The sequence below is a fragment of the Duganella rhizosphaerae genome (assembly GCF_040364205.1).
GTDB lineage: Bacteria > Pseudomonadota > Gammaproteobacteria > Burkholderiales > Burkholderiaceae_D > Rugamonas > Rugamonas rhizosphaerae.
Genome location: NZ_BPWK01000002.1, coordinates 1 through 13,789 on the forward strand (window position 1 = coordinate 1; position 13,789 = coordinate 13,789).

Consider the following 13,789-nt stretch of genomic DNA (forward strand, 5'->3'; position numbering starts at 1 on the left):
CGAGACCAGGACGTTGATAGGTCAGGTGTGGAAGTGCAGTAATGCATTAAGCTAACTGATACTAATTGCCCGTACGGCTTGTCCCTATAACCTTAGCAGGTTATGGTGAATGAGAAGTACGTTGGAACGTTCGTTGATACAACTTCATTACCCCCATTTACTTACTTCTCCAGATTCGGAGCGCCGCTGAAAGCGTCGCTCGTACAAGTCAATGCCTGATGACCATAGCAAGTTGGTCCCACCCCTTCCCATCCCGAACAGGACCGTGAAACAACTCTGCGCCGATGATAGTGCTGCAACCAGTGTGAAAGTAGGTTATCGTCAGGCTAGTTATTCTAAAAAGCCCCTTCCAATGATTTGGTCGGGGCTTTTTTTCGTCTATAGTTTTTCAAGATCGGGGCCGCGCAGCCCGACTAGCAGAGCATGTCCTTGCCTGTCGATCCTGAACTCGCCGTATTTGGCTTTGGACCAGTGATCCGCCTCCCCCTCTTTGAAATACCACGCATCGCTGGCTGGCCGCAGGCCGCTCTGTGTAGTTTTCAACTCGATCGAAATTTCATCAGAGGCCAGCGTCTGCCGGTCCTTTACTCCCTGGATGACCGCGATGCCGCGCCCGTCGATCTTGGCGATGACCTGGATGCGTCCCTTCCTTGAGGTAATGGTTTCGCCGAACATGGGCATCTTGAAATTCAACGCCATATAATCTCCCTGCACGAGAGAACGAGGATCGACCGGCGCCATTTCGAGAAAGACCGGACGACCTGTGCGAATCAACTCTTCTTTTTGCCAGATCGCTGTGTTGGCGACAACAAGCGTGGCCAGCAGCGACGCCGCGATACCGGCCTGTTGCCATCGGCTTCCCTTGCCGGCCGTCGCTGGCACCGAAGTCGCCGAGCTGCCAGGCCTGCCCCGCCACGCGAGCCACGCGATCAGGCCAAACGTGGCTCCCATTGCAGTCATGATGACCGCCTTGGTCGCCAGCGACACATTCAATTGGTAATAAAAAGTGCCGATGACCCAAGCCGCCGCGACGGCGCTGGCAACGGCCAGTCGCCAACGACTGCTGCCAGCGCAGATAGTTAGCACGAGCAGCGTTGCTCCGAGGGTTTGTACCAGCCATGCCAGTGCCGCTAGCATCGCTGCTGCCACCAGATAACGCGGCGCGCGCAAGACTGGCCAGCGGTACGCCAGCCATGCGGCAGCCGCGAGCACCATCAGGACGGAAAGCATCTTCTGGTTTGGATGATTGAATACCGCTGACACGAGTCCGTACGGGTACCAGCCGCCTGCCAACGCTCCGCCGAGGAAGGTCGGGCCGGAGATCTGGGTAATGGCAAACAGGACCCAGAGTATCCAGCCGGTGGCGATGGATTCCACGCCGATCATCATCGCCGCCTGGTTGCTGGAGACGCGCTGTGCATCGGAGAAGGCCAGCGCCAGTAACCAAGCCAGCAATCCGTAGTGAATGCCATTCCAACTTGGCCACAAGGGGGCGTAGTCACTGGCATCCGATACCGTGACGACGAATACAGCGCAGGCGAGTGCGCCGAGCAAGGCCCTCAACCAGTTTTGCGGCGTCAGCCATGCGATGACCAAGCTGATCACCGTGACCAGCGTTCCGGCGAGCGCATGAGTCATGTCGCGGTAGGCGCCGTAGCCGATCAGGGCGCCGCCGACCAGCAGCGCCGGCAAACTCAAATGCTCTACAAAGATGGGCAGCCCAGCCTTGTGCAAAATCACCAGTGCGCCAGCGACCAGCAACAGGCCCAGAATGTAGCATCCTGCGCCGTCAAACAGCGCTTCCTTAAATATCAGGAACATCAGGATAAACAAGGGAATGGCGGCTAGCCAAGCGCCGACGGCGGTCATCAGCACGATGGGCCAGGCCCGGCTTGAATCGGAGAGCGTGGCGTCCTTGGGCAAAATGCCGCGCCCGCTGGCTGACTGAATCAGCTCCTGCAGTCGTGTGTTGTTCATGATGGAAGTTCCTCCGCGCTCCGGTGCGCGAGGTGGGCGATAAGCTTGACGGTCGCCGCCAGCATTGCTGCGGCCGTCCCGCCAATGAAGACCATCGCAGTGATCAAGTCGCTATTCCCCTGTCCCAGAAGTAGCTTCGCGAGTCCGCTGACGACGATGACATTGGCGCCCAGGCCCAGCGCGCTGACAACGAAGACATCGAACATGCCCGGTAAACTGAAGGCATAAGCCAGGGCGGCGATGGTGAGCAGCGTCAACGGATACACGCCGTGGCTGTCATTGACAAACAAACTCAGGAAAGCGGTTCCCCCCAAGCCGATGGTCGCGTAGATCAGGCAGAGCCGCATTGGCCACAGTCCCGTGCCGGTGATACGCGTGGGGATAAAACGATAGGCGAACGCCAGCGCGAGAGCGGGAATCCACGAGCCCAGGCTGCTCAGCAGTAGTGAGTTCTGACGATCCCACCAATTGTCCACTTGAACCTGGGACAGCAGCAACGCAGCGGTGAGCGCGACGATAGTCCACGCGGTCCACAAGACATCGTGGCGCACCCCCAGGCACAACGGCAATGTGAGCGCCGCCCATAGTGCGAAGAGTTGCCACGGGTCGGCGCCGGTCTGATAGGTCTGCCCGAAACAGGCGAACAGGCCACCGCAGATCAGGAAGCCCAGCAGCGACAGGGCCACCCTGGCGCCTGGCCGATACCATGCCCCGAGCAGCATGCAGACCAGCGCTGCCTCCAGCAAGGCAAAACGCCCCCACTGCGGCAACGACGCCCAGTTGGCGGCGATCCAGAACAGGACGCCCAGCCCGCCAAGAGCGGCGCCGAGTATGGCCGTACCGAAGGGCAGGCGGTCTGCGAGGGTGGATGGCGGGGCGTCGAGGCCGGCCAGTTGCCGGAGCCGCTCGCCGTCGTCTTCTGACAGACCGTATTTGTCGGATAGTGCAAGGATTGCAAGACGAAGATTCATACGCCTCCCGCTGGTTGGTGTGATCGCTGAAGCTTAACCCCGGCTCCGCTGACGCGCCGTGAGCTTCGCCAACCGCCGCGGACAAATCCGCCGGGTGCACGTTGACGCTACGCGACGGTCAGCATGAAGCTACCTTTACAGAGTGTGAGCATGTACCAACCCCGCCAGCGAATTGGTGGGGTTTTTTACCTTTGTGCATTAGAATGGCTTGCATCCAGGAGACGCAGCCCTATGCCAGGTTACGCAACACGTTCCATCCTTTTATGTGGCCTGCTCTTGCTGGCGCTGACGCCTATTGCGCGCGCGGCGCCGCTCAGCCTGCGGTTCGAGCACCTCGGCATCGAACAGGGACTGACCCAGGAATCGGTCACTGCGGTATTGCAGGACCGCCACGGCTACATGTGGCTGGGCACGCAGGCCGGCCTGAACCGCCACGACGGCTACCGCACCACCGCCTTCAAGAACGATCCGGCCAATCCCCGCAGTCTGCTCGACAACTACATCCATGCGCTGTACGAAGACGGCAACGGCACCATCTGGATCGGCAGCAAGGGCGGGTTGGACCGCTACGATCCCGCCACCCAGTCCTTCGCCCACCAGCTCAGCAAGAGCGGCCTGACCGTCCTGAGCATCGTCGGCGACGGCGCGCAGGGGCTGTGGCTGTCCACCAGCGAAGGCTTGCAGCATCTGGACACCGCCAGCGGCAAGGTGCAGACGCTGCGCCACGCGGCCGCCGATGCCGACAGCCTGGGCGACGACCGCATCGGTCCGCTGGCCCGCGACCCGTTCGGCAACCTGTGGGTGGGCACGGCCAGCGGCCTGGAAATGTTGCAGGTCGGCGGCCACAAGTTCAAGCACTGGTCTGCGCGCGATGGCGCCGCGCCGTCCAGCAATATTCTGTCGCTGTCGATCGGCGCCGACGGCGTGTTGTGGGCCGGCACCACGCAGGGTTTGCAGGCATGGCGCCTGGCCAGCGACGGCGCCGAGCGCGTGCCGCTGGCGCCGGTCGATGATTTGCACGAGCAGCGCATCACCGCGCTGCTGCACGACAGCGACGGCGTGCTGTGGGCGGGCAGCTATAGCGACGGCTTGAAACGGCGCGATCCGGTCACGCGGCACTTCTACACCTACCGCCACAACAGCCAGGACCGCCACGGCGTCGGCGACAACCAGATCAGCGCGCTGTACCAGGACCGCACCGGCACGCTATGGGTGGGCAACTGGTACACCGGCCTGGACTGGGTGGACCTGACCAGCGGCGGCTTCGAGCGCTACACCGAATACCCCGGCGTGATGCCCAGCATCAGCAACAACAAGGTGCGGGTGATCACCGGCGCCGGGCCCAACAAGTACTGGCTGGGCACCGGCAACGGCCTGACCCTGCTCGACGCCGCCAAGGGCGAGACCGAGGTCTGGCACCATAACGAGCGCGATCCGGCCAGCCTGCCGGGCGAGCAGATCCAGGCGCTGCAGACCGACCGGCGCGGCCGGCTGTGGGTCGGCAGCACCACCGGCCTGGCCTGGCGCGATGCGGCCGGCGGCCCGTTCACGCGGGTCGTGCTGGATGCTGATCCGGCGGCGGCGACGATCCAGCGCATCGTGGTCGATCGTGGCGGCGTCATCTGGGTGGCGTCGCGCGCCGGCCTGCACCGCATCGATCCGCAAACCGGCGCAGTCAGCACCTGGCGCCACGACGCCGCCGACCCGAACAGCTTGGACGGCCGCATCTATTCGTTGATGGAGGACAGCCACGGCGTGTTGTGGGTGGGCACGGAAAATGGTCTCGACCGTTTCGACCGCGCCAACGGCAGCTTCCGCCATTACCGCCACGAGCCCGGCAAGGCGGACAGCCTCAGCCACAAGCGCGTGCACTACACCTACGAAGACGGCAAGGGCCGCCTGTGGATAGGCACGGCGGCCGGCTTGTGCCGCGCCGAGCAGGGCGCCGACGGCGAGCTGCATTTCCGCTTCTACCCGACCAACAGCGGCCGCGCGCCGGACCCGGTCGGCGCCATCCTCGGCGATGACCACGGCCGCTTGTGGATCAGCAGCACGTCCGGCCTGGCGATGCTCAATCCCGACACCGGCGTGTTCAAGGAGTACACCTCGCGCGACGGCCTGATCGACGGCTCCTACTTCATCGGCTCCGGCTACAAGGCGGCCGACGGCACGCTGTTCTTTGGCGGCCTGTCCGGCGTGACGGCGTTCCAGCCGTCGCGCATCCACGACAACCCCCATGCGCCGCCGGTGTCGATCACCGATTTCTCCATTTTCAACCAGTCCATCCTGACCGGCCAGGCGCGCAGCGACGTGCTGGAGAAGGGGCCGATCTACGAAGCCAGGACGCTCAGGCTGGGCTACCGCGACGCCGTCTTCTCGTTCGAGTTCGCCGGCCTGCATTACGCCGACCCGCAACGCAACCGCTTCGCCTACCAGCTGGAAGGCTTCGATCCGCAATGGGTGACGGCCGACGCCGGCAAACGCTTCGCCACCTACACCAATCTCGACGCCGGCCGCTACGTGTTCCGCGTCAAGGCCGCCAACAAGGACGGGGTGTGGAGCAGCGAGCCGGTGGCGATGGAGGTGATCATCGCGCCGCCGCTGTGGAAGACCTGGTGGTTCCGCCTGCTGATGCTGAGCCTGGCGCTGGGGGGCGTCTACCTGCTGTTCCGCATCCGCATCCGCATGCTGCTGAACCAGAAGCACGCGCTGGAGGCGGAAGTGGGCAACCGCACGCGCGAGCTGGTGCAGCAGAAGGAATCGATCGAACGCCAGAAGCGCGAGGTGGAACACCAGAAGGAAAGCGTGGAGCTGGCGCACCGGAACATTTCGCTGCTGTCCGATATCGGCCGCCGCATCACCGCCAACCTGGATAGCGAAGCCATCATGTCGATGCTGTACCAGCAGGTGCATGCGCTGATGGACGCCAGCGTGTTCGGCATCGGCATCTACCGGCCCAAGGAGGAAGTGATCGAATATCCGTTCGCGATGGAGAAGGGCAAGCGCTATGCGCCCTACACCCGCAGCATGCGCGAGCCCAACCAGCTGGCGGTGTGGTGCATCACGCATGCGCAGGAAGTGTTCATCAACGACCTCGAGCACGAGTACCGGCGCTACATCGACCACCTGGAACTGGTCTCCGGCGCCGACGACATGGGCACGCTGGAGGACGGCTCGCTGCCAACCGAGCCGCGTTCGCTGATCTATGTGCCGATTTCGGTGGCCGGCCAGGTGCGCGGCGTGATCACGGTGCACAGCTACCGCGCCAATGCCTACCAGCGCATCGATCTCGACATGCTGACCACGCTGGCCTCTTACGTGGCGGTGGCGTTCGCCAACGCGGATTCCTACCGCAAGCTGCAGGACACGCAGCAGCAATTGGTGGAACGCGAGAAACTGGCGGCACTGGGGGCGCTGGTGGCGGGCGTCGCGCACGAGCTGAACACGCCGATCGGCAACAGCCTGGTGATCGCCAGCACGCTGGAAGACAAGACGGCCGAGATCGACCTGCGCCAGACGCAGAACACCTTGCGCCGTTCCGACCTGACCAGCTTCATCGAGGCCTCGCGCGAGGCGTCGCTGCTGCTGATGCGCAGCCTGCGCAACGCGGCGGAATTGGTGAACAGTTTCAAGCAGGTGGCGGTGGACCAGGCCAGCGCCAAGCGGCGCCATTTCAATTTGCACCAGGCCAGCCAGGAAATCGTGACGACGATGAAGAACCAGATCCGCAAGGCCGGCCATCAGGTGGAACTGGAAATGCCGGACGATATACAGATGGACAGCTTCCCCGGACCGTACGGCCAAGTCATCATCAACCTGATCAACAACGCGCTGCTGCATGCGTTCGAGGGGCGCAGCGGCGGCGTCATCAAGCTGTGGGCGGTACGGCTGGGACCGGATCAGGTGCGCATCGTGTTCCAGGATGACGGCAAGGGCATCCAGCTGGAACACCAGGCGCGCATCTTCGACCCTTTCTTCACCACCAAGCTGGGTCAGGGCGGCAACGGCCTGGGCCTGAGCATCACCTATAACATCGTCACCTCACTGCTGGACGGCAGCATCCGGGTCGACAGCGCGCTCGACGTGGGCACGCGTTTTACGCTGGATCTGCCGCTCAAGGCGACGCTATTGGGCGACTAGCGGGCGGGGCTCAGACGCCCCAGATGATGCTTTCGTTTTCCTGCTTGGCCGAGCGCAGCATTTCCAGCAGCGGGAAGGCGCGGGCGGCAAAACCGACCCGTTGCATCACCGCGTGTTCCGTCGTCTCGCCATCTTCCTGCTCATGGGTGTGGACGTCGTGCTCGATGTCCGTTTCCGGGTGTAATTTGCTTGCGGCAACTTCACCTTCCAGCAAGGACAGCGCCTGCGCCGCTTCCTCCGCGGTGATGACGCCGCGCGTAGGATTTTTGTGCAGCAAATCCAGGATGCGCTGGGCATGTTCCTGGTACATCAACACTTCTGGACTGGACTTCGATTTGAAGGAAATTAACATGGCGTGCTTTCTTAATCTTGTAATTGGAACGATAGCACGGCGCACCGTTTCTTGCCCGAGCGGTCCGCCGTAGCCTAGACATTAGGCCTTGGGGATCACTATACAAGAGGCGACCCCGTCTGTATGAGCGCTAGCGCACATCGGATTATCGGATTAAGCATTTTCTAAGCCTGGGCCCCGGTTTCAGTTCAGTTTGAAGGAGCTCAGGTAAGTGTCGACCTGGTCCTGCACGATGTGCTTGTCGCGGCCCATGACGATCACCTGGTAAATCCGCTTGTCGCGGGCGATGAAGTGGCCGATCAGGCGCATCGCTTCGCCATTCCTGCTGCCCTTGGCCTCGACGTCGAGCGTGGCCTGCTTGCCGTCGGCGGAGGATTTGCTGCTGGTGACGGTGGCGCCGATATTGTTGACCAGCGCGGTCTTCATGGCTTCGATCGCGGCCGGGCCCTGGGCCGCGTCCGGCAGCTGGGCGCTGCCGACGGCGAAGATCACGCCGCCCACTTCGGCCGCCGTCATTGTCATGTTTACCGACAGGGTATCGAGCTCGATGCTGCGGGTCTGGCTGGCCGGTTTGCCGGGGAAGAGCACCGCGTAGGGGGCGTCATTGCTGCGGTAGTCGCGCCAATCGTATTGCGGACTGCAGGCGGACAGGGCGGCGGCCAGCAGCAGCGCCACGGAGATGTTTTTCATCAGGATTTGGCTTTCTTTTTGTGGTTATCTTCCTGGCGTTTCCAGTCGTCGATATGGACTTGCTGGCGCAACACGCGGGAGTTGGGATCGATGGTGTAAAGCGCTTGCGGCGGCAGCGTCAGTTCGCCTTTGCCGTCGGCCATGGCCAGTGTTTCGATGCGGCCGTTGACGCGCACTTCGAGCGGCATCGGGAAGGCGCCGCCGTCCTTCAGCTTCCAGCTCAGCTTGAGCTGATTGCCGCTGCGCTCCTCGACCAGCTCCGGCAGCGCCGCGTGGTACAGGTAGGCGTCGAAGAACCAGCCCAGGTCGCGGCCGCTGGCCTGGTTGGCGATGGCGATGAATTCCGTGGTGCTGCTGTAGCGCGGCGTGAAGTTGCCCGGCTTGGGCGTCTCGGTGCCGTAGACCATGCGGCGGGTGGCGCGGAAGAAGGCGTCGTCGCCGATCAGCTTGCGCAGCGCGTGCAGGATCAGCGAACCTTTGGTGTAGATGTCGTTGCCGGGGCCGCCGCGCGCGTCTTGGTAGACATCTTCGATGCGCTTCGATTTTCCGCTGACCACCGGCACCTTGTTGAGCAGCGACTTGCGCTGGTTGAACAGCTCGGCCTGAAACTCCCTTTCGCCGCGCAGGTGCTCCAGGTACAGCGGCTGCATGTAACTGCCGAAGCCTTCGTGCAACCACATATCGTCCCAGTCGGCGTTGGTCATCTGGTTGCCGAACCATTCGTGCGACAGCTCGTGGTGCAGCAGCCAGTCGTAGCCGAACGGCGACTTGGCGTAGCCATTGCCGTAGGCGTTGATGGTCTGGTGCTCCATGCCCAGGTGCGGGGTTTCAACCACGCCCATCTTCTCGTCGCCGAACGGATAGGGGCCGATGCGGGCCTCAAAGAAATCGAGCATCGGCGCGAATTCGGCGAACAGGCCCTGGGCCTGCTTGTCATGGCCCTTCAGGTACCACATGCGCAGCGGGATCTTGTTGCCGTAGCGGCTGTCGTATTCGCCGGACAGCACCTCGTAGGGGCCGATGTTGAGTGCGACGCCGTAGGTGCTGGGATTCTTCGCGCGCCAGTGGTAGGTGCGCCAGCCGTCCTTCTCGTCCATGCCGAGCGCGACGCCGTTGCCGGCCACCACCAGCGGCGACGGCACGCTGATGTGCAGGTCGATCAATTTCGGCTTGCCTTGCGGGTGGTCGATGCAAGGCCAGAACAGGTCGCAGCCTTCGCCTTCGACGGTGGTGGAAATCCACGGCTGGCCGTCTTCGGTCTTGCTCCACATGAAGGCGCCGTCCCATGGCGCGTGCGAGGCCACGTGCGGCACGCCGTGGTAGCGGATGCGCACGGTGGTGCGGGCACCGGCGGCCAGCGGCGTCGGCAGGGTCAGGTAGAGGCGGCCGTCCGGGTTGCTGATCGCCGACGGCGCCAGCTGCACGCCGTCCGCGCTGGCAAAATCGATAGGCAGGTTGCGGTCCAGCTCGACCGCGATGCGGGTCAGCGGCGCGCCGGCCAGGAAGGTCAGCGCGGCATCGCCGCTGATGCTGCGGGTGGCGGGATCGACGCGCAGCGCCAGGTCGGCTTTTTCAAACGTCACGGCCAGTTGTTCCGGCGCGCGCGGGCTGCCGGAGTTGGCGGTGAAGTCGGTCAGCGGCAGCTGGCTGGTGGCGCAGCCGGCCAGCAGCGCGCTGGCGGCAAGGTAGAGGGGCAGGCGTGTCATCGATTTCCCGGCAGGTTGTGGGGCATCGAGCAATATAGCAGCAAGGCTAGCGAAGAGGTGACGCTTAGCGCCGGGATCGGCAGAATTTAGAACGGGCGGCGGCGGACGCTTGTCGGCATCCGCCGCCGCTGGCCCGGGCGATCAAGCCTTGCGGATCAGGCCCAGTTGCTGCAACGCCGTGACGCCATCGTCCAGGCCCAGTTCTTCGACGATCTTGCCGTCCTTGAGGCGCAGCACCGTGGTGCCGGTGAAGCGCATTTTCCTGCCGGTTTCGGCCGGCAGCGCGCCGATCAGGAAGTCGTCGAAGGCGGGGCCGGTGTGGGTGCCGCCGCCTATCCAGCGGCCGACCACGTAGTCGCCTTCCGCGATCAGATCGGCCGCGCCGGCGAACGACAGGTCGGGGAAGGCGGCGCGGAAGTCGCCCATGAAGGCTTTGATGTCTTCGCGGCCGCGACGTGGTTCGTGCAGCGAATATTGCAGCAGCATGTCGGGCGATGCCAGGTCGTCGACGACGGCCGGGTTGTAGTTGTCGCCCCAGAATTCGGTGAACCAGCGACCGACGATGGCTTTATTGGTTTCGGCTGTAGACATGATGGATTCCTTAAATGATCGGGTTGGGAGGTGGAGTGCTTTCAAGTTCTCCAGGGCCTACGATATCGAAACGCCATGGAGCGCGAACTCCGTTCCTTGCGTTGGAATTGGGCTCAGATCTTGCGCAGCGCCTGCCGGTACTGGACGGCTTCGCTGACGTGCGCCAGGAGGATGCGCTCGCTGCCGGCCAGGTCGGCGATGGTGCGGGCCACGCGCAGGATGCGGTGGTAGGCGCGGCCGGACCATTGGAAGTGTTGCATGCTCTGTTTCAGCAGCGCTTTGCCGGGCCGGTCGGGCCTGCAATACTGGTCGATCTCGCGCGTGCTCAGGTATTGGTTGCGTTTGCCCTGGCGTTGCAGCTGGATGTCGGTGGCGGCCTGCACGCGGGCGGCGATCGTGCGCGACGATTCGCCGTCGGCATCCGCCGCCAGGATATCGGGATCGACCGCCGCCACTTCCATCTGGATGTCGATGCGGTCCAGCAGCGGGCCGGAGACGCGGCCCTGATAGCGCTGGATCAGGTCAGGCGAACAGTGGCAGACGCCGCTGGGGTGCCCGAGGTAGCCGCAAGGGCAGGGATTCATCGCGGCGATCAATTGGAAATGCGCCGGGAAGTCTGCCTGCCGGGCGGCGCGCGAGATGGTGATGCGGCCCGATTCCATCGGCTCGCGCAGCACGTCCAGTACGCTGCGCGCGAACTCGGGCAACTCATCAAGGAAAAGCACGCCCCGATGCGCCAGCGAAATCTCGCCCGGCCTCGGCACGTTGCCGCCGCCGACCAAGGCCACGCCGGACGACGTATGGTGCGGCGAGCGGAAGGGGCGGCGCTTCCAGTGCTCGATGCGGAAGCTGCCCGTCAGCGATTGCACGGCGGCCGCTTCCAATGCCTCCTCGTCGCTCATCTCCGGCAGCAAGCCGGCGAAGCGCGCCGCCAGCATGGTCTTGCCGGCGCCTGGCGGACCGACCAGCAAAATCGAGTGGTTGCCAGCGGCCGCCACCTCCAGCGCCCGCTTGGCGAACACCTGTCCCTTGACGTCGGAAAAGTCGGGATACTCCAGCGGCGCCACCAGCGGCGTCGACTCGTGGCGCGACAGCATGGAGTCGACCGACCTGGCCGCGAAATGGCTGCATACCTGCAACAGCGATTGCGCCGGGTAGATGGCGGCGTTGCCCACCAGCGCCGCCTCGTCGGCATTGGCCAGCGGCAGGATGAAGGCCAGCGTGCCGCCGTCGCGGCGTGTGGCCAGCGACATCGCCAGCGCGCCGCGTATCGGCCGCAACTCGCCGGACAGCGACAGCTCGCCGGCGAACTCGTATTGATGCAGGCGGGAGGAGGGGATTTGCTTGGAGGCGGCCAGGATGCCCAGCGCGATCGGCAAGTCAAACCTGCCCGACTCTTTCGGCAAATCAGCGGGGGCGAGGTTGACGGTGATGCGTTGCGCGGGAAATTCGAAGCCGCCGTTCTGGATGGCGGCGCGGACGCGGTCCTTGGCTTCCTTGACCTCGGTGTCGGCCAGGCCGACGATGGTGAACGCCGGCAAGCCGTTGGCCAGATGCACTTCGACGCTGACCTCTTGCGCCTCCATGCCCGCCAGGGCGCGGCTTTTGAGTACGGCTAGGCTCATGGGTTAGCGGACGACCAGTGGGGATACCAGCCGCCAGCGTAGCCCAGGCCCGCTGTGGTGCTTTGCGCTAGCCCAAACGGGCGCGGCGCGGACCTGCTTTATTGACCGGCTTTGGCTTCCAGCTCCGCCAGACGCGCTTCCAGCGCCTCCAGCTTGGCGCGGGTCTTGGCCAGGACTTGCGCCTGGACATCGAATTCCTCGCGCGTCACCAGGTCCAGCTTGGCAAAACCCTGGGTCATCATCGACTTGACGTTCTTCTCAATGTCCTTTGCTGGTGAGTTTTCGATGGCCTGATTGATCTTGCTTTGCAAGTCGTTAAAAAAAGTGTTCATATCCATAATATTCCTTGATCTCGCCAGCAATGCATTGCACCATTGCAGTGCACTCCAGCCTTAATGTGGTGCGAAATTCGGCAAAATCACCGCCGCAGCCATCCCATTCTCACATTCTTTCAAATGCCGTCCCGTTGCCCTAGTTGATACGGCAGCTATCACCTCGACAACATTAGCTGGCACGCATTCTGCTACAGAAGCTATGAACGCATACACCGCTTCGTCATAAACAGGATTTTAAACCGCAACTGCTAAATAAGTTCAACTACACAAGGAAAACAACGATGAAAAGCTTGAGCAAGAACTTTACCCTGATCGCAGCGTTGACCTTAGCATTCGCCTCCATGAGCGCCGGCATGGCGCGCGCCGAAGACGCGGCACCCGCGGCGGAAGCGAAACCGGACAATGAAGTCAGCTTCAACGCGGCCATTGTCAGCGACTACCGTTACCGCGGCGTATCGCAAACCCGTCTGAAACCTGCCCTGCAGGGCGGCGCGGACTACACCAACAACCCGACCGGCTTCTATGCCGGCACCTGGCTGTCCACCATCAAGTGGACCAAGGACGCGGGCGGCGATGGCGATGTCGAATGGGACCTGTACGCAGGCAAACGCGGCGAGATCGTCAAGGATGTGAGCTATGACGTCGGCGGCCTGTACTACTTCTACCCGTCGAACGGCCTGCACCCTAGCGCCAACACCTTCGAATTGTACGGCCAGATCGGCTACGGCCCGGTCACGTTGAAATACTCGCAATCGACGACCAACCTGTTCGGTTTCGCAGACAGCAAGAACAGCGGCTACCTCGACGCTTCCGGCAACTTCGAACTGACCGACGGCTATGTACTGAACGTGCACGCCGGCCACCAGAACGTAAAACACAACGGCGCCTCCAGCTACACCGATTACAAGCTGGGCGTGACCAAAGATTTCGGCGTAGTGACGGTGGCATTGGCGGCGGTCTATGCCGACACGAAAGCCTACGTCGGACCGGATGGGAAGAACCTGGCCAAAACCGGGGCTGTCCTGACCATTTCCAAAACCTTCTAAGCGAGGCCAGCATGAAAATGATTACCGCCATTATCAAGCCGTTCAAGCTCGACGAGGTCCGCGAGGCCCTGTCGGCGATCAACGTGCAAGGCATCACCGTGACCGAGGTCAAAGGCTTCGGTCGCCAGAAAGGCCATACCGAGCTGTACCGCGGTGCGGAGTACGTGGTGGACTTCCTGCCCAAGACCAAGATCGAAGCGGCGGTGGACGATTCCATCGTCGAGCAAGCGATAGAAGCGATCGAAGGCGCTGCCCGCACCGGCAAAATCGGCGACGGCAAAATCTTCGTGTACAACCTGGAACAAGTCATACGCATTCGTACCGGCGAAACCGGCAACGAAGCTCTTTAAGGGGAA

The 13,789-nt window shown here is 62.9% G+C and carries 11 protein-coding genes and 2 rRNA genes; 5 read left to right on the forward strand and 8 right to left on the reverse strand.

All coding sequences use genetic code 11. From position 1 onward, the window contains the following. Nucleotides 1–86, forward strand: a 23S ribosomal RNA gene (locus tag RUGAMON1_RS03795); the annotation flags it as partial. A 128-nt stretch (nucleotides 87–214) separates the two neighbouring features. After that, nucleotides 215–327, forward strand: a 5S ribosomal RNA gene (gene rrf / locus RUGAMON1_RS03800). Nucleotides 328–378: 51 nt separating this feature from the next. On the opposite strand, the gene RUGAMON1_RS03805 is transcribed toward rrf, so the two are convergent. Beyond that, nucleotides 379–1,977, reverse strand: coding sequence for a GDYXXLXY domain-containing protein (locus tag RUGAMON1_RS03805; protein ID WP_445229257.1), 1,599 nt, complete (start codon nucleotides 1,975–1,977; stop codon nucleotides 379–381). Then, a complete protein-coding gene (locus RUGAMON1_RS03810; RefSeq protein WP_445229258.1) occupies nucleotides 1,974–2,948 on the reverse strand; it encodes a DUF2157 domain-containing protein in 975 nt (324 codons plus the stop codon). The genes RUGAMON1_RS03805 and RUGAMON1_RS03810 overlap by 4 nt, the downstream gene beginning before the upstream one ends. 231 nt (nucleotides 2,949–3,179) lie before the next feature. On the opposite strand from RUGAMON1_RS03810, the gene RUGAMON1_RS03815 reads away from it, so the two are divergent. After that, on the forward strand, nucleotides 3,180–7,088 hold the full coding sequence (locus RUGAMON1_RS03815) for a sensor histidine kinase (protein WP_445229259.1): 3,909 nt from the start codon (nucleotides 3,180–3,182) through the stop codon (nucleotides 7,086–7,088). A gap of 10 nt (nucleotides 7,089–7,098) precedes the next feature. Here the strand turns inward: RUGAMON1_RS03815 and RUGAMON1_RS03820 are convergent, their stop codons facing one another. From RUGAMON1_RS03820 to RUGAMON1_RS03845, 6 genes are all read right to left on the reverse strand, one after another. Continuing rightward, on the reverse strand, nucleotides 7,099–7,440 hold the full coding sequence (locus tag RUGAMON1_RS03820; protein ID WP_445229260.1) for a DUF1840 domain-containing protein: 342 nt from the start codon (nucleotides 7,438–7,440) through the stop codon (nucleotides 7,099–7,101). Between the two features lie 183 nt (nucleotides 7,441–7,623). Next, a complete protein-coding gene (locus RUGAMON1_RS03825; protein WP_445229261.1) occupies nucleotides 7,624–8,130 on the reverse strand; it encodes a hypothetical protein in 507 nt (168 codons plus the stop codon). After that, entirely contained in the window at nucleotides 8,130–9,836 is a 1,707-nt protein-coding gene (locus RUGAMON1_RS03830; RefSeq protein ID WP_445229262.1) for a M1 family metallopeptidase, read from the reverse strand. The genes RUGAMON1_RS03825 and RUGAMON1_RS03830 overlap by 1 nt, the downstream gene beginning before the upstream one ends. 141 nt (nucleotides 9,837–9,977) lie before the next feature. Further along, the gene (locus RUGAMON1_RS03835; protein WP_152805566.1) at nucleotides 9,978–10,427 is read right to left on the reverse strand and encodes an ester cyclase; all 450 of its coding nucleotides are present in this window, start codon (nucleotides 10,425–10,427) and stop codon (nucleotides 9,978–9,980) included. 113 nt (nucleotides 10,428–10,540) lie between these two features. After that, complete coding sequence (locus RUGAMON1_RS03840) at nucleotides 10,541–12,052, reverse strand: YifB family Mg chelatase-like AAA ATPase (RefSeq protein WP_445229263.1); 1,512 nt, start codon at nucleotides 12,050–12,052, stop codon at nucleotides 10,541–10,543. Nucleotides 12,053–12,150: 98 nt separating this feature from the next. Continuing rightward, a complete protein-coding gene (locus RUGAMON1_RS03845; protein ID WP_008444917.1) occupies nucleotides 12,151–12,390 on the reverse strand; it encodes an accessory factor UbiK family protein in 240 nt (79 codons plus the stop codon). 278 nt (nucleotides 12,391–12,668) lie between these two features. Here RUGAMON1_RS03845 and RUGAMON1_RS03850 point away from each other — a divergent pair, with 278 nt between their 5' ends. Together RUGAMON1_RS03850 and RUGAMON1_RS03855 are read left to right on the forward strand one after the other, a co-directional pair. After that, entirely contained in the window at nucleotides 12,669–13,433 is a 765-nt protein-coding gene (locus RUGAMON1_RS03850; RefSeq protein WP_445229264.1) for a TorF family putative porin, read from the forward strand. An 11-nt stretch (nucleotides 13,434–13,444) separates the two neighbouring features. Beyond that, nucleotides 13,445–13,783, forward strand: a complete 339-nt coding sequence (locus RUGAMON1_RS03855; protein WP_008444920.1) for a P-II family nitrogen regulator — start codon at nucleotides 13,445–13,447, stop codon at nucleotides 13,781–13,783. Nucleotides 13,784–13,789 lie beyond the last annotated feature (6 nt).

Bases quoted from the DNA above. Each gene is read 5' to 3' on its own strand.
- RUGAMON1_RS03835 (WP_152805566.1), bottom strand. From the start codon at position 10,427: ATGTCTACAGCCGAAACCAATAAAGCCATCGTCGGTCGCTGGTTCACC.
- RUGAMON1_RS03815 (WP_445229259.1), top strand. From the start codon at position 3,180: ATGCCAGGTTACGCAACACGTTCCATCCTTTTATGTGGCCTGCTCTTG.
- RUGAMON1_RS03845 (WP_008444917.1), bottom strand. From the start codon at position 12,390: ATGGATATGAACACTTTTTTTAACGACTTGCAAAGCAAGATCAATCAG.
- RUGAMON1_RS03855 (WP_008444920.1), top strand. From the start codon at position 13,445: ATGAAAATGATTACCGCCATTATCAAGCCGTTCAAGCTCGACGAGGTC.
- RUGAMON1_RS03840 (WP_445229263.1), bottom strand. From the start codon at position 12,052: ATGAGCCTAGCCGTACTCAAAAGCCGCGCCCTGGCGGGCATGGAGGCG.
- RUGAMON1_RS03825 (WP_445229261.1), bottom strand. From the start codon at position 8,130: ATGAAAAACATCTCCGTGGCGCTGCTGCTGGCCGCCGCCCTGTCCGCC.
- RUGAMON1_RS03805 (WP_445229257.1), bottom strand. From the start codon at position 1,977: ATGAACAACACACGACTGCAGGAGCTGATTCAGTCAGCCAGCGGGCGC.
- RUGAMON1_RS03830 (WP_445229262.1), bottom strand. From the start codon at position 9,836: ATGACACGCCTGCCCCTCTACCTTGCCGCCAGCGCGCTGCTGGCCGGC.
- RUGAMON1_RS03850 (WP_445229264.1), top strand. From the start codon at position 12,669: ATGAAAAGCTTGAGCAAGAACTTTACCCTGATCGCAGCGTTGACCTTA.
- RUGAMON1_RS03810 (WP_445229258.1), bottom strand. From the start codon at position 2,948: ATGAATCTTCGTCTTGCAATCCTTGCACTATCCGACAAATACGGTCTG.
- RUGAMON1_RS03820 (WP_445229260.1), bottom strand. From the start codon at position 7,440: ATGTTAATTTCCTTCAAATCGAAGTCCAGTCCAGAAGTGTTGATGTAC.